This is a genomic window from Vibrio hannami (assembly GCF_029589055.1).
Taxonomy (GTDB): Bacteria; Pseudomonadota; Gammaproteobacteria; order Enterobacterales; family Vibrionaceae; genus Vibrio; species Vibrio hannami.
This window is the reverse complement of the sequence record NZ_JARQZP010000007.1, coordinates 2,080,627-2,096,687: the sequence shown is the minus strand read 5'-3', so window position 1 is coordinate 2,096,687 and position 16,061 is coordinate 2,080,627. Positions and strand designations below refer to the sequence as shown.

Below are 16,061 nucleotides of genomic sequence, written 5' to 3'. Positions count from 1 at the left end.
TGATAGTGTCTTTGATTGTTAATGCAACTATTTTTTGTTGGAGCTGTATCTTAATGCCACTCGAGTATAGAATACCGCCTACTTGAAATTTGTCAGCAGGATAAACTTGTCGTGCTGGTATAAGCTCCAATGATACAAAGTTGAATGAGAACAGTATGAAACATACAGTTGAAGTTATGATTTCTGAGGAAGAAATTAGCAAACGTGTGCGCGAACTCGGAAAAGCAATAACAGAGCATTACAAAGATTCAGATAACCTAGTTATTGCAGGTCTTCTTCGTGGATCTTTCGTTTTTATGGCAGACCTTGCCAGAGCGGTAGAGTTGGATCTTTCCGTTGATTTTATGACTGCGTCAAGTTATGGAAGCAGCCAGGAAAGCTCGCGTGATGTGCGCATCCTTAAAGATCTGGATGATGATATCGCTGGTAAAGATGTACTACTTGTAGAGGATATTATTGATACAGGTAATACCCTAAGTAGAGTTGTTGAGATTTTGTCTATCCGTGAACCTAACTCTATCAAGATTTGTACTCTACTGGATAAACCTTCTCGTCGTGAAGTTGAAGTAGATGTAGAGTGGGTGGGATTTGAAATCCCAGACGAGTTTGTTGTCGGTGTTGGTCTGGATTTCGCTCAGAAGTACCGTAACCTGCCATATATCGGTAAAGTTATTCCTCAGGAATAATTCCTGACAGGTTACAGGCTACATGTTGATACGTGTAGCCTGTTTTGTTTCGGCTACTTACCGATTTCTCCGGTAGTAATCTTAGCAATCGCGCTCTGGTAGGCGATTTCCAGGCTTTCTCGGCTGTTACATCTCATACCTAGATCGATGAGTTTGCCATCACCAATACCATAGATAACACCGTGAAGGTCAACTTTCTGTCCTCTTTCCCATGCGTTTTGCATGATGGTTGAGTTGCCAAGGTTATAAACCTGTTCTGCGGCGTTTATTTCACACAATTTGTCACCGTGCTTTTCTTTTGGTAACTCACCAAGCCAGCTTCCATGTTTAAGGTATAGGTCTCTTATATGAAGAATCCAGTTATTGATAAGCCCTAATGGTGGGTTTTCAATAGAAGCATTGACGCCCCCACACCCGTAATGGCCACAAATAATAACGTGCTTAACTTTTAGTACATCGACAGCGTACTGAACAACAGAGAGGCAGTTCAGGTCAGTATGAATAACCTGATTTGCAACGTTACGGTGTACAAATAATTCTCCGGAGTCTAATCCGGTTAAAAGTTCTGCCGGAACCCGACTGTCTGAACAACCTATCCATAGGTAATCGGGTGATTGGCGTTCGACCAACTTGGAAAAATACTCCGGTGAATCCGACGTCATCTTTTCCGACCAAGTGGCGTTTTTTTCAAATAACTCTTTTATATCTGGCATTCAATATCCCTCATTGATGCCCCTAATATACACAAGGACATAATTTGTTACTTCAATTTATTTACAGATTTTGTTCCTAAATCGACTGGTCTGAGTTCATTTGTTAATATCGATTAACAATTTTGTTGCTTAATTTAGTTAAAATTTGAGGTCGAGTTTGCCGTTTTAGGATTTACAATAGGATGTTTTGATAATTTGGCTATTCGTTTGTAGGGAAGTAGATTTAGATGAGTAGGTTTAACACTCTTAGTTTAAAGGGTGATCTGTTTGGTGGCGTTACCACCGCTATTATTTCACTGCCACTAGCACTGGCTTTTGGTGTTGCATCGGGAGCGGGTGCTGAAGCAGGCTTATGGGGCGCAATTATGGTGGGGCTGTTTGCCTCGTTGTTTGGTGGCTCGAATACACTCATATCAGAACCTACCGGCCCGATGACGGTGATCATGACGGCAGTCTTAACCACAATGACTGCCAAGTATCCCGAATCGGGTATGGCGATGACTTTTACCGTTGTTATGATGGCTGGCGCGTTTCAAATCTTGTTGGGCACCCTGAAGCTAGGAAAATACGTCACCCTGATGCCATATAGCGTAGTGTCAGGCTTTATGTCCGGTATTGGCGTTATACTGGTCATACTCCAGCTATCTCCATTGCTGGGACACCCTGCTCCAGCAGGTGGTGTAATTGGAACTCTGAAGCAACTCCCTGACATTTTTATGTCCTTGAGCTTTAAAGAGCTGTTCTTAGGTGTAACAACCCTTCTGATTCTTTTCCTTATGCCTAAGAAATACACGCGATATGTCCCATCTCAGCTGGTTGCTTTGGTTTTTGTTACTCTGCTGTCGATGCTTATCTTTGATATGGAATCCGTCAGACGCATCGGTGAAATACCAGCAGGTCTCCCATCATTGGTGATACCAACTATCACACCTGAAACCTTTATGACCATGGTGATTGATGCACTAGTTCTTGGCACTCTTGGATGCATAGATACGTTACTTACCGCTGTTATCGGTGACTCGTTAACCCGTAGTGAACACAACTCAGATAAAGAACTTCGGGGGCAGGGTATCGCGAATATGCTAGCAGGCTTATTTGGTGCACTTCCTGGAGCAGGGGCAACAATGGGAACTGTGGTTAATATCCAGGTTGGAGCTCGTTCCCCTTTATCTGGTGTAATCAGAGCACTAATACTGGCACTTGTTGTTATGGTTGCAGGTTCACTAACTGAGCCGATTCCTATGGCCGTTCTGGCGGGCATTGCTGTTTATGTTGGTATAAACATTCTTGACTGGAGTTTTATCTCACGAGCTCACAAAGTCAGCATTCAGGGTATGGCGATAATGTATGGCGTGATGTTATTGACAGTTTTTGTCGATCTGATAGTCGCTGTAGGCCTTGGTGTCTTTATTTCTAACATCATAATCATAGAGAAATTAAGCCTTGCTCAGGAAAAGAACGTAAAAGCAATAAGTGATGCTGAAGATGAGGATATTCCTCTTAACGAAGAAGAAAAAAATCTATTAGATAAAGCTAACGGACAGGTATTGTTTTTCTACCTATCCGGCCCCATGATCTTTAGCGTATCCAAAGCGATATCTCGTCAACATTCCAGCATCAGCCAATATAAGGCTATGGTACTCGATTTGACAGATGTTCCTATGATTGATGTGACTGTAGGGCTCGCACTTGAAAACGCCATAAAGGATGCAAAAGAAGTTGAGTGTCAGGTTTTACTTCTATGTCCTCATGAACAGACGAAGCACCAGTTAGAAAGGCTTCACCTTGACGACCTGGTTCCTGTCGAAGACAGATACTCTACCCGTTATGAAGCATTAAGCGCCGCTCTTAATAATATCGATATTAAAGAAAGTTAGTTCAGGCGCAATTTAAAGACTTCTTAACGCAAGCTTATTAGCTTGCGTTATTTTTATTTGTAGCTGTTAAAACAGTGATGAGCAAAATATGTACGCACTAGAACTAGATAACCTTAAAAAAACCTATGCTGGTGGCTTTGAGGCTTTAAAAGGCATTAGCCTGAAAGTAGAGAAGGGCGATTTTTATGCCCTTCTCGGACCTAATGGAGCAGGGAAATCAACCACAATTGGTGTGATTTCTTCTTTAGTAAACAAGACACTCCGGAAAGGTGACTGTATTTGGTCACAACATCGAAAACGAGTTAGAGCTGGCTAAGATGAATTTAGGCCTGGTTCCTCAGGAATTTAACTTCAACCAGTTTGAAACGGTTGAGCAGATTGTTCTCCAACAAGCTGGCTATTACGGAGTACCACGTGAGATAGCTAAAGAGAGAGCGAAAAAGTACCTTACTAAACTAGATTTGTGGGAAAAACGGAAAGAGCGTTCCAGAAACCTGTCTGGTGGTATGAAACGCCGCTTAATGATCGCTCGTGCGTTAATACACGAACCAAAGCTTCTTATTCTGGATGAACCAACGGCAGGTGTTGATATCGAACTCCGTCGTTCTATGTGGGATTTTTTACAGGAAATCAACCGCGAAGGCGTAACGATAATTTTGACCACGCACTATCTGGAAGAAGCAGAAATGCTGTGCCGTAATATCGGTATCATCAGCCGTGGTGAGTTGATTGAAAATACTACGATGAAAGCACTGCTCAACAAGTTACATGTCGAGACTTTCATTCTTGATTTGGCCCCAGGCAGTGTGCCACCAAAATTGAATGGGGTGATCAATCAGAAGTTTGAAGGCGGCTCGTTGGAAATTGAGATAGAAAAAAGTATGGGATTAAATGCTGTTTTCTCTCAGTTAACCGAGCAGAATGTGAATGTGCTGTCGATGAGAAATAAGGCGAACAGATTAGAAGAGCTGTTCGTTAGCATTGTTCGTGGTCAAGATGGGAAGTAACAGAATGTACAGTTTATATTGGACGGCGTTTCAGAGCCTTCTGACAAAAGAGATTACCCGTTTTATGCGGATTTGGGTCCAGACTTTGGTGCCCCCAGCTATTACTATGACGCTATATTTCATCATCTTCGGTAATTTGATTGGTTCAAGAATCGGTGAGATGGGTGGTTTTAGCTATATGGAGTACATTGTTCCCGGCTTGATTATGATGTCGGTGATTACTAACTCGTACTCTAACGTTGCTTCCTCTTTTTCAGCTCTAAGATGCAGAAAAACATAGAAGAACTTCTAATCGCACCAGTGCCTAATTACGTCATTATACTTGGCTATGTGATGGGAGGCGTTACCGAGGATTGCTGGTGGGCACGATAGTGACTTTTGTTTCTCTTCTATTTGTCGACTTAAATGTTCACCACTGGTTTATTATTTTCGCTACGGTATTTATGACTTCCGTTGTATTTGCTTTAGGCGGGTTAATTAATGCCATCTTTGCGACGACGTTTGATGATATTTCTATCGTTCCGACGTTTGTTCTTACGCCGATGACCTATCTCGGCGGTGTGTTTTATTCGTTAAGTCTGTTGCCTGAGTTCTGGCAAGGCGTATCTAAAATAAACCCTATCGTATATATGGTTAACGCCTTCCGTTATGGATTTCTGGGCGTTTCTGATGTGGGGATTGTAACTTCGTTTGGCGTATTATCAGTGTTTGTTGTTGTGTTATACGCAGTTGCACATTATCTGGTGACAACAGGTAAAGGACTAAGAAGTTAAGTTTAAGCGCAAATAAAAAGCTCGGGACTTCCCGAGCTTTTTTGCATTCAGTAGTAAGGGTTATTCTTCTGATGCAGCTTCTTTCGCTTCTGGCTCTGTTTCTGTAGACTGAACCACTTCAACAACCTGATTATCGATCAGTCTGGCTTTTGCCTAAGAAGGCTGATATCAGAATTACAGCCTGAGTAGTTTCTTCTGAAACTGGTTGAAGAGTTCGCGCATCACGAATAAATATCTCGTCAGTTTCCAGATCTGCAGCTCTTAACTGGTCACTCGCGTCTTCGATAATGGATGCGTAATCGTTCTTACCGCTACGAATCTGGCTGCTGATCCAGCGCATGGTTTTGGCTACTACAGGAGCTCGTTGGCGCTCATCTAGAGTGAGCAGACCATTGCGAGAACTCATTGCCAGGCCATCCATTTCGCGTACCGTTGGTACACCAACAATCTCGATATCCATCGCCAGGTCTTCGGCCATTTGGCGAATTACAGCAAGCTGTTGAAAGTCTTTCTCGCCAAAGCATGCTACGTCAGGCTGAACGATGTTAAACAGCTTGGTTACTATGGTCGCAACACCACGGAAATGACCCGGGCGAGAAGCGCCTTCCAACATGTGAGATAGCCCAGGAACTTCAACAAAGCTCTGTTTGTCCAATCCTTTCGGGTACATGATTTCTGGTGTTGGAGTGAAAACCAAATCAACCCCTTCGCCATTTAACTTGCTTAAGTCGTCTTCAAGCGTACGAGGGTAGTTGTTGAGATCATCTGCTCTTTCAAATTGCATTGGGTTAACAAAGATGCTTACCACGACCGCATCTGCATGCTCACGAGCCTTGCGAACCAGAGTAAGATGACCCTCGTGCAGGTTGCCCATTGTTGGAACAAATGCAATCTTTCGACCGTCTCGTTTTAGCTGTTTTATCTGCTCTCTAAGTGCTGATATATCTTCAAACGTATGCATAGTGATCCTTAAGCAATAGTGTGTTCTTCACCAGGGAAAGAACCTGATTGAACATCCTCAATATAGCGCGATACCGCTGTACGGATATTACCTGTTTCAGCCAGAAAGTTCTTAGAGAATTTAGGCATATAGTTAGCAGAAATACCAAACATGTCGTGCATTACCAGTATTTGTCCATCAGTATCACTACCTGCGCCGATACCGATAACTGGTACATCCAAAGCTTCAGTAATTCGTTTAGCTAGCGATGCTGGTACGCATTCTAGCAGAACGATTTGTGCGCCAGCATCCTGAAGGGCAATAGCATCTCTTACCATTTGATCAGCTTGTTCCTGATCTCTCCCCTGAACGCGATAACCGCCAAAAATATTAACTGATTGAGGTGTTAAGCCGAGGTGGGCACAAACAGGTACGGCACGCTCAGTCAGCATTTTTACGGTATCAATGAGCCAGGAGCCACCCTCAAGTTTCACCATGTTTGCGCCTGCACGCATAAGTTGTGCTGCGCTTTCACAAGCTTGTTCTGGTGTTGCGTAACTCATAAACGGCATATCAGCCATTAACAGAGAGTTTGGGCTTCCCGCTTTTACACAGCGAGTGTGATAAGCAACGTCTTCAACAGATACTGGTAGAGTATCGCTTTGCCCCTGGAGTACCATCCCCAGAGAGTCGCCAACCAGTAAAACAGGCATTTCTTGTTCTTCAAATAACTGAGCAAAGCTCGCGTCATAAGCAGTTGAAGAAGCAAACTTACGACCTTCTTTTTCCAGGTCATAAGAGTGTTTATCGTTATTTTTTTCATCATTGTTCCTTATTAGGATTGGCTATGACTGCCATATTCTGAGCCCGTTGCGGTCTACTTGTTTAAGTAGTTTTGTTAGCTCAGTCCCGTCAGGGAGTTGCAAATTAGGTTCGATTTCTGCAAGCGGATAGAGAACAAACTCTCTTTCTTTCATTCCGTAATGAGGAATGGTAAGTCGCTCGGAATCGATGACCTCATTGCCGTATAGAAGAATGTCCAGGTCCAGTGTTCTTGGTCCCCATCTTTCTTCTTTACGGACGCGCCCATGTTCTAGTTCAATTGCCTGAGTGCAACTGAGTAGTTCAATAGGCGTTAATTCGGTATCAATCACTGCTACTGCATTGATGTAGTCAGGCTGGTTTTGTGGCCCCATAGGAGTGCTACTGTACAGTGAAGATGCGGCAATAAACTCTGACTTTGGTAGTGTTTTCAGAGCTGAGATTGCATTCAATGCCTGAGTTTCAGGATCAGATAAGTTACTGCCTATCGCGATGTATACTTTAGTCATTCGACTTATTACTCTTGTTGCTCTTCTTATTGCGATAGTTTTTTCTGCGTCGATAATTCGGTTTCGGAGAACCAAGATCGCCTACCATTGCCTGCTTCATATTTCTGCCAGCGTTTTGGAAAGTTTGCCACCATTTAGCCAGCTCGGCAGTTTCACCTCCCTCTATCGCTCCGCGCATCTCCAGGAAGTCAAAGCCCGCTCTGAACTTATTTAGCTCCATTAAACGGAATGCTCGCTTACCGCTTCTACGTGGCAGTCGTAATTGAAGCTGCCAGATTTCACGGATCGTCGCAGTATGTCTGCGAGGGATAGCAATGGTTTTAACCTGCTGGTCAAGAATCTGATTACTTGCTTCCATGATGGCATCGTAATAACTCATATTTCTCGATGCCATGAGTTCTTCGGCGTCTTTATTTAGTGGATACCAAAGCAGCGCTGCAAACATAAAGGCAGGGTTGATACGCTTACCTTCGCCAATTCGCTTGTCTGTTGACTTAAGAACTTGTTCAAGCATCTTCTCTGTGTTTGAGCTTTCGTCTTCAGTAAATTCCTGAGCAATTCTTGGAAACAGTGGCTTAAATAGATTGTAATCTCTTAGCAGGAAGTAGGTTTCCAACCCGTATCCTGACTGGAGTAACTTCAATGACTCTTCATATAGCCGAGCTGCTGGAATATCTTCAAGCAAGTGCGCTAACTCAGGAATAGGGAGTGCCGTACTTTCACAGATATCCATGTCCAGTTTCGCTGCAAAGCGAATGGCTCTAAGCATACGAACCGGATCTTCACGGTATCGAGTTTCAGGATCGCCTATTAAGCGAATTAGACCATCTTCAAGGTCTTCAATACCGCCAGCATAGTCGTGAATACTGTAGTCAGCGATATTGTAGTACATCGCATTGATGGTAAAGTCGCGTCGTTCTGCGTCTTCGTCTATGCTGCCATAAACATTATCGCGAAGTAGCATGCCTTCTTTCGACTGTGCGGATACATTCTTAGATGGTTCCTGGTGATGTCCACGGAAAGTTGCCACCTCAATGATATCGCGACCAAACATGATATGGGCAAGTCTGAACCTGCGCCCAATTAGCCGACAGTTACGAAACAGTTGCTTGATTTGCTCTGGAGTTGCATTGGTTGCTATATCAAAATCTTTTGGATTTTTCTCCAGCAGCAAATCACGGACACCACCACCTACCAGATAGGCTTTGTATCCGGCATTATGCAGACGATAGAGTACCTTCAGCGCATTTTCACTGATCTGTTGTCTTGATATGTTATGTTCTTCACGCGGGACAATGGTCAGGCTTATTTCTGTAGCAGGACAGTCTGTACGTCTACTGTCTTCATTATTTCTGACGATTTTCCGGTAAAAACTAGCAACTTGACTAAAAATAGCCCACCTCGTTTTTGCTTAATCAACATTCCGTATCAAACGTACGTAATGCTGTAAATTCTACTGCTTTAATTTGCGGCTAATAATAGCCTACGGAGAGGCTTTTGAGAATGGTGACGTGATCTCGATCTCCTGAGGAAGCTGGTTTATTGACCAGTTTTTTACCCCCCAGTCTATTATTTCGGAGATTTCTCCATTTTGGATACCTCTCGGGAGTGCAAATCCTAAAAATCTCATTGCTCTGACAAGAGTAGGTACCGGATGTTTCAAATCAATGGCTGTTGCATGATTCTGTTTAGACAACTTATTACCGTTTCCGTCTGTTGCTAACGGAAGATGCAAATACTTAACTGGGTCTAGCCCTAACATCTTGTATAAACTTATCTGACGCCCGGTGGGTTCAATCAGATCCGCGCCTCTAACGACTTCCGTGATTCCCTGATAAATATCATCGAGAACAACCGCAAGATTGTAGGCAAAAAGCCCATCTCTGCGTTTAATGATAAAATCTTCGGCTGCTAGCTCTGGTGGAATCGACATGTTGCCGTGTTTCAAATCCTCAAAGCTTACTATTGGGGTGTCGACCCGAACCCTCACTGAACAGGAGTTTGGGCTGTTTAACGCTTTGTCGCGACAGGTTCCCAGATAAAATCCACCAGACTCTTTTATTTGTTTTCTAGTGCACTGACAATAGTAGGCTAAGCCTGAATCTAACCAGGAGTCTATCTGTTGCTGATAGGCATCGTGACGTTCACTTTGATATAGAACATCACCGTCCCAGTATAGATGGTAGGTTTCCAGCGCCTTTAAAATTAAATCGGATGCGCCTTCTATTTCTCTTGGAGGGTCTATGTCTTCCATTCGTACCAGCCAGTCACCACCTTGAGACTTTGCGCTAAAGTAGCTACCAAGAGCCGCGACAAGCGAACCAAAGTGAAGGGGACCCGAAGGTGAGGGAGCGAAGCGTCCAATAGTTTTCATATGTGTTTTGTAGTAAGCAAAAAGGGAGCCAAAGCTCCCTTTAATTAAACAGAACCCAAGCTTAACCTTGCATCTGTCTCTCTTTCATTTCCGCAAGCGTTTTACAATCGATACAAAGATCAGCTGTAGGTCTGGCTTCTAAGCGACGGATACCGATTTCAACCCCACAAGATTCACAGAAGCCGAAGTCATCTTCTTCTATCTTGTTTAGCGTCTTCTCAATCTTCTTGATGAGTCGGCGTTCGCGATCACGGTTACGAAGTTCCAGACTGAACTCTTCTTCTTGCGAGGCGCGGTCAACTGGATCCGGGAAGTTTGCTGCTTCGTCCTGCATATGGTGTACAGTTCGTTCAACTTCGTCCCTTAGTTGATTGCGCCACGCTTCTAAAATCTTAGTAAAGTGAGCCATCTGCTCTGGTGACATATATTCTTCACCAGGTTTTTCCTGATATGGCTCCACACCTGCAATGGCTAGGATGCCTAGCGCTTTTTTCTTTTCTGGCATACCGCATCTCCTACTTACACCAAATATTAACAGATGTTGCTGTTAATTTAAGGCGGGTATCTATAGCAGAAAGAAAAGCCGGAAGCAAACACAGAATTTCAACCTCTGTATTCAATGTGAACGTCGCATCATTTTTGCCAATTAATCGATAAATTTTACCGGCGAAACTAAGCGAATTTCACTTTCGGAGAGCTCTGCTTTATAGCACAGCACCTCAACACCAACTTCTTTTGCTTGTTTTAGTAATTGTGAATAATTTGCATCTATATGGTGTGCTACAGACATTTTTTCAATGCCTGAATGCAAAACAGCGAAGAAAAGTATAGCTCTGTTTCCATTATTTACCATTTCTTGTAGCTCACGGATGTGTTTTTGCCCGCGAGTTGTGACGGCATCAGGGAAGTATCCTTGTCCTTCGGTTTCCAGAAGAGTAACACTTTTTACTTCTACAAAGCACGGTGCACGACCTTCAGATGATAAGTAGATATCAATTCGGCTATTTTCCTGACCATATTTCACTTCTGTTTTAAGTGTATCGTAGCCAGATAGCTCAGAAATTGTCCCATTTTCAATAGCTTCAACCACAAGCGTGTTGGCTCTGGCGGTGTTAACGCAAATCATATCCCCGGCGGGGCTCTGGCTGATTTCCCAACTATGCGGGTATTTTCGCTTGGGATTATCTGAAGTGGAATACCAGACTGTATTTCCTGCATCAGCGCATCCGGTCATCGCTCCGGTATTTGCGCAATGAATTGTAGTTACAGTTCCGTCTTCCAGTTCAATATCTGCAAGGAAACGTTTGTAGCGCTTAATCAGCTTTGCGCTCTTTAGCTTAGGTTCAAAGTGCATATTATTACTGTTTTTATGTACAATAGCCGACAATTAAGCTTGGTATAACATAAGGTTTCACCATTGTCACAACTTCCTATCGAATCGGTCATTACCGAGCTACTTGATAAGGTTCAAAACTCTAATCAGGTTATTCTCAAAGCCGCTCCCGGGGCCGGTAAATCAACCTACTTTCCGCTGCAACTGGTTAAGCAAGGTTGTATTAACGGCAAAATAATCATGCTGGAACCAAGAAGACTGGCTGCGCGAAATATCGCGACCTACCTTTCCTCACAACTTGGCGAAAAGGTGGGGCAGAGCGTTGGGTATCGTGTTCGTGGGGATGTGAAGGTCTCGTCAGAAACTAAGCTGGAAATTGTTACTGAAGGGATCATGACCAACATGATCCAGTCTGATCCTGAACTAACGGGTGTTGGGTTGCTTATCTTTGATGAATATCACGAGAGAAGTATCCATGCTGATACTGCTTTAGCATTTAGCCTTGAAGTCCAGGAAGCACTCAGAGACGACCTGAAAATAGTGGTGATGTCAGCAACGCTCGACAGTGAGTCACTCCAGATGTTAATGCCTGATAGTGCATATATTGAGTCTGAAGGACGAGCCTATCCGGTTGAGCAAAGGTATAGCCCTATGTCAGTTAATGACAGGCTTGCCCCAACGGTTGTCCGGCGGGTAAACAATCTGCTTCAGAATGAATCGGGCTCAATTTTGGTTTTTCTACCGGGTGTGGGGGCTATTAAACAGGTTGAGCTAGGATTGCGAGAACTCTCTGTTGACGCTGAAATAGCACCTCTTTATGGGCAGTTAAGCTTTAAAGAACAGGAGAAAGCGATACTCCCGGCCGAAGAGGGTAAAAGAAAGGTCGTACTTTCAACCAATATTGCTGAGACCTCGCTTACCATCGAAGGAATAAGGATTGTTGTCGACTCCGGTTTAGAAAGAGTGGCAAGGTTTGATCTAAAAACCGGTATTACCAAACTTGAGCAGGTTCGGATTGCTCAATCCTCTGCGATTCAAAGAGCAGGGCGAGCCGGGCGACTGGAGCCGGGGATCTGTGTTCGTTTGTTTGGCGAGAGCCAGTACAACCAACAACCTAAAGTTCCCGAGCCGGAAATATTGCACTCCGATCTCTCTTCTCTGGCTATGGAGCTAGCTTTATGGGGAGCAAATGATGCGAGCGAACTTAAGTGGCTAGATATCCCTCCATCCTCTTCATTGAATCAGGCAAGAGAGTTATTACAATCTCTGGAACTGCTTACCGAAGATAATCAGTGCAACGAGAATAGCAATAAGCTGCAATCCCTGGGTATTGAACCAAGGCTCGGTGCCATGCTGATTAAGGCAGAAAAAATGGGGAGAGCGTATCTTCATACTGCGCTGGCATTGATACCATTGCTGGAAGAGCCGGAAAAACACACACCGGATATTACCCATTCCTTGTACAGGCTTCAGGCTGGTAAGCATCCAAAAAGAAAAGCATTTATTCAGCGAGCTCAGTCTCTGGGAAGAAAGCTTGGTGTTCAGTTTGATTTGCAACTCGTTGACGAATCTTGTGCTGCTGTATGCCTGGCGTTTGCTTTTCCGGATCGAATCGCAAAGCGGCGAAACAATCAATCGAGTCGCTTCTTACTGGTGAACGGGCATGGTGCATTTATTTCTGAAGAAGAGCCGTTAGCAGGGCAGGAGTTTTTGGTAGCAGCAGACTTGATGAGAACGGGCAGAGATGAAAGTCAGTTATTTCTGGCTGCAGGTCTTGATGTACACAGGCTTCAGAAGAATGCACCAGAGCTGTTTTTCCAAAAAGAGTCTGTTGATTGGGATGAAAAGCAAGGCAAGTTGGTTGCAGAAAAACAGTCTTGTATTGGTCATTCGAATCAGTATTTGGTTATTGAGTCTGAAAAACTGCCTGAACCGGATAAAGATAGAGTCAATGAAGCTCTTATTAATTATGTCCGTCGCAAAAGTCTGGATGTGCTCAACTGGGATGACAAGAGCCGCAATTTGCGTGCAAGAATCGCTTGTGCCAGAGAGTGGATGCCGGAGGAAGAATGGCCTTTAGTTGACGATAAGGTACTGTTAGATAATCTGGAAAACTGGCTTGAGCCGTATATGAATAATATCAAGTCAGCCGCTGCTCTTAAAACGATAAGTGTATATGATGCATTGCTGGCTTATCTCGGCTGGCCTTTGAATCAGAAAATCGATGAGTGGCTTCCGGTAAGTTATCAGGCACCGACGGGAAGCAAGAAAAAAATCGTTTATAGTGAAGGGAAACCTCCCGTGCTCTCTATACGAATGCAGGAGATGTTTGGTGAGCAGAGCTCACCCCTGCTAGCGAAAGGGCGGGTAAAACTTACACTTGAGTTACTATCCCCAGCTCAAAGACCTCTTCAGCTTACCTCAGACCTTGCAGGCTTTTGGGCTGGCGCATATAAAGAAGTACAGAAAGAGATGAAAGGGCGTTATCCTAAACACCCCTGGCCAGACGATCCTGCGAGTCACATTGCAACAACCAAAACTAAGCGACAATTAAACTCATGAGTGAAAAAAAGCACCTTTCCCGTTCCGGGACAAAAAAGAGTGTTAGAAAAACCACAGCTACGCGTAAGAAAGCTTCTGCGAAAAGAACACCAACTAAACGTAAAAAAGCAAAATCAGGTGGTTCCGGTATTTTTCGCAAGCTGTGGAGTCTGACATGGAAGGTATCTTTAGCTGTGTTTGCCGTTCTGGCATTTGTCGGCTTATATCTGGATTCTGTGGTTAGAGAGCGGTTTGATGGTCATATTTTTGACCTGCCAACGGTTGTTTATGCTCGTGTACTTAACTTAGCACCAGGCAGTGATATTACGATATCTGAACTTAAACAAGAGCTCGATGTTCTCAATTATCGGAAAGTAAGAGCGCCACGCCATCCGGGTGAATATTCATCTTCTTCAACCAAAATCGAGCTTATTCGACGCCCATTTGAGTTTGAAGATGGCCCTCAGCCTGACAGGCATGTGATGCTCCATTTCAACCATTCAGGTCTTTCTAGGATTCAGTCGTTAGAATCCAAAGGGGACATGGGGTTTCTTCGCATTGAGCCTAAAATGCTCGGTATGTTGGAAAAGCATGTTGAGGAAAATCGTCTGTTTATTAAACGAGAACAGTTTCCGGAGATACTGGTCGATGCCTTGCTAGCTACTGAGGACAGAGACTTCTATCAGCACGAAGGTGTTTCCCCTCTGGCAATATTAAGAGCGCTGGTGGTAAATATTAAAGCAGGAAGAACGGTACAGGGCGGTAGCACCTTAACTCAGCAGTTAGCGAAGAACCTGTTCCTGACTCAGGATCGTACGCTCTGGCGTAAGATCCGTGAAGCTTATATCGCGCTTATTTTAGATTATCGATACGATAAAGACCGGATTCTTGAAGCCTATTTGAACGAGGTTTACCTTGGGCATAGTCAGGGACAGGCGATTCATGGCTTTGGTCTAGCCTCACGTTTCTATTTCGGGCAACCTGTGCAAGAGCTGAGAATTGACCAGATAGCTTTGCTGGTTGGTATGGTAAAAGGCCCTTCATATTACAACCCGGTAAGGTATCCGGAGAGAGCAAAAGAGAGACGGGACCTCGTTTTAAGGTTACTTATGAAGCAGGACGTACTGACTGCTTCACAATATGATCAAGCGGTTAATCGTGATTTGGATATACAGGATAACCCTAGGGTAGCATCACGACAGCCGGCGTATTTTCAGCAACTGAAAAATGAATTAAAGCAGAAAGTTGGCCGGGATTATCACGCACAAACCGGACTCAGGCTCTTCACTACTCTGGATCCTGTGTCCCAGATTATGCTTGAAAGAGCAATCAAAAAGCGTATTCCTCAACTGGAAAAGGTTGCTGGAAAAGGGCTTGAGGCTGCTGCCGTTGCGGTTGATCGTAGAACCGGAGAAATCAGAGCCATGGTGGGGGGAAACGAACGGGTTATGACGGCTTTAACCGTGCACTCAACGCCAGTCGCCCAATAGGCTCTCTGGTGAAGCCTGCTGTATATCTGACGGCACTATCAGAACCGGATAAGTATACGCTTGCGACAACACTATCTGACGAAAGAATTCAACTCAAAGGAAGTAAGGGAAGTGTCTGGGAGCCGAATAACTTCGACAGAAAATTTCGCGGTAATGTCCCCTTGTATAAAGCCTTATCCCGCTCATTGAATGTGCCAACGGTAAGGTTAGGCATGGAGTTAGGGATACCTAAAGTTGTCTCAACACTGGAAGCTTTAGGAGTTGATAAACAAGAGATACGCCCGGTTCCTTCGATGTTCCTGGGATCATTTTCACTGTCGCCATATCAGGTCGCGCAGATGTATCAGACACTCACTAACTCAGGTAAATATGCCCCCCTTACTGCTCTTAGAACAGTGAAGGATATCGACAATAAGATTATCTACCGTTCGATACCCAAGATGAGAGCGACTGTTGATGAACAGGCCGCCTGGTTAACAACTTACGGCATGAAGAAAGTCGTTGCGGAAGGAACGGGGAGATTTTTGCAAAGCAACTATGGCTGGGCTGCTCTTGCTGGCAAGACAGGAACCAGTAACGACAGCCGTGATAGCTGGTTTGTTGGTGTTGATGGCAGGGAGGTTGTAACTATCTGGGCGGGTAAAGATAATAACCAGCCAACCAAATTGACGGGGTCTAGTGGTGCTTTGCGTATTTATTCTGATTATCTGGAGCAGCGACCACCGAAAAAACTCATACTTCCATGGCCTAAAAATTTAATCACTCTTGGATTTAAACAGAAAAGTGACGGTAGCCTGAAAATCGATTGTTCCAGTTCGTTTAAATTACCCGCATGGGATCAAAAAGGCGATCTAAAGCAAGCGTGTGACAGCAACCCTGCAAACTGGATCAAAGGACTTTTTGGTTGGTAAAAGTCTAAGTTTGAATCTAGGTGATGGTTAAGTGAAGACAATCTGGCAGTATCTTTCTTATGGATGCTTTTTGGCGCTCGCGTTG

The 16,061-nt window shown here is 44.2% G+C and carries 9 protein-coding genes and 5 pseudogenes; 6 read left to right on the top strand and 8 right to left on the bottom strand.

All coding sequences use genetic code 11. The annotated features are described in order from the left end of the window. Positions 1-155 precede the first annotated feature (155 nt). Positions 156-686, top strand: coding sequence for a hypoxanthine phosphoribosyltransferase (hpt, locus tag P7F88_RS24110; RefSeq protein WP_277828997.1), 531 nt, complete (start codon positions 156-158; stop codon positions 684-686). A gap of 53 nt (positions 687-739) precedes the next feature. Here hpt and can read toward each other — a convergent pair whose 3' ends face one another. Continuing rightward, the gene (can, locus tag P7F88_RS24105; RefSeq protein ID WP_277828994.1) at positions 740-1,399 is read right to left on the bottom strand and encodes a carbonate dehydratase; all 660 of its coding nucleotides are present in this window, start codon (positions 1,397-1,399) and stop codon (positions 740-742) included. Between the two features lie 227 nt (positions 1,400-1,626). Between can and P7F88_RS24100 the strand changes: the two genes are divergently transcribed. From P7F88_RS24100 to P7F88_RS24090, 3 genes and pseudogenes are all read left to right on the top strand, one after another. Next, a complete protein-coding gene (locus P7F88_RS24100; RefSeq protein ID WP_277828992.1) occupies positions 1,627-3,276 on the top strand; it encodes a SulP family inorganic anion transporter in 1,650 nt (549 codons plus the stop codon). A gap of 88 nt (positions 3,277-3,364) precedes the next feature. Continuing rightward, positions 3,365-4,283, top strand: a pseudogene (locus P7F88_RS24095) (ABC transporter ATP-binding protein). 4 nt (positions 4,284-4,287) lie between these two features. Beyond that, positions 4,288-5,056 (top strand): annotated as a pseudogene (locus P7F88_RS24090) (ABC transporter permease). A gap of 60 nt (positions 5,057-5,116) precedes the next feature. Here the strand turns inward: P7F88_RS24090 and panC are convergent. From panC to sfsA, 7 genes and pseudogenes are all read right to left on the bottom strand, one after another. Further along, a pseudogene (gene panC / locus P7F88_RS24085) lies at positions 5,117-6,017 on the bottom strand (pantoate--beta-alanine ligase). 8 nt (positions 6,018-6,025) lie between these two features. Then, positions 6,026-6,819: pseudogene (panB, locus tag P7F88_RS24080) on the bottom strand (3-methyl-2-oxobutanoate hydroxymethyltransferase). Between the two features lie 22 nt (positions 6,820-6,841). Then, entirely contained in the window at positions 6,842-7,327 is a 486-nt protein-coding gene (gene folK / locus P7F88_RS24075; RefSeq protein ID WP_277828990.1) for a 2-amino-4-hydroxy-6-hydroxymethyldihydropteridine diphosphokinase, read from the bottom strand. Further along, positions 7,320-8,636 carry a polynucleotide adenylyltransferase PcnB gene (pcnB, locus tag P7F88_RS24070; protein WP_422128591.1) on the bottom strand — a complete coding sequence of 439 codons (1,317 nt, stop codon included), beginning with the start codon at positions 8,634-8,636 and terminating at the stop codon, positions 7,320-7,322. The genes folK and pcnB overlap by 8 nt, the downstream gene beginning before the upstream one ends. Before the next feature lie 174 nt (positions 8,637-8,810). Beyond that, entirely contained in the window at positions 8,811-9,701 is an 891-nt protein-coding gene (gene gluQRS / locus P7F88_RS24065) for a tRNA glutamyl-Q(34) synthetase GluQRS (protein WP_277828988.1), read from the bottom strand. Between the two features lie 61 nt (positions 9,702-9,762). Continuing rightward, a complete protein-coding gene (dksA, locus tag P7F88_RS24060; protein ID WP_277828986.1) occupies positions 9,763-10,206 on the bottom strand; it encodes an RNA polymerase-binding protein DksA in 444 nt (147 codons plus the stop codon). A 141-nt stretch (positions 10,207-10,347) separates the two neighbouring features. Next, positions 10,348-11,055 carry a DNA/RNA nuclease SfsA gene (gene sfsA / locus P7F88_RS24055; RefSeq protein ID WP_277828984.1) on the bottom strand — a complete coding sequence of 236 codons (708 nt, stop codon included), beginning with the start codon at positions 11,053-11,055 and terminating at the stop codon, positions 10,348-10,350. 63 nt (positions 11,056-11,118) lie between these two features. Here sfsA and hrpB point away from each other — a divergent pair, with 63 nt between their 5' ends. Next, positions 11,119-13,596, top strand: a complete 2,478-nt coding sequence (hrpB, locus tag P7F88_RS24050) for an ATP-dependent helicase HrpB (RefSeq protein ID WP_277828982.1) — start codon at positions 11,119-11,121, stop codon at positions 13,594-13,596. Next, positions 13,593-15,976 (top strand): annotated as a pseudogene (mrcB, locus tag P7F88_RS24045) (penicillin-binding protein 1B). The gene hrpB and the pseudogene mrcB overlap by 4 nt, the downstream one beginning before the upstream one ends. Positions 15,977-16,061: the final 85 nt, after the last annotated feature.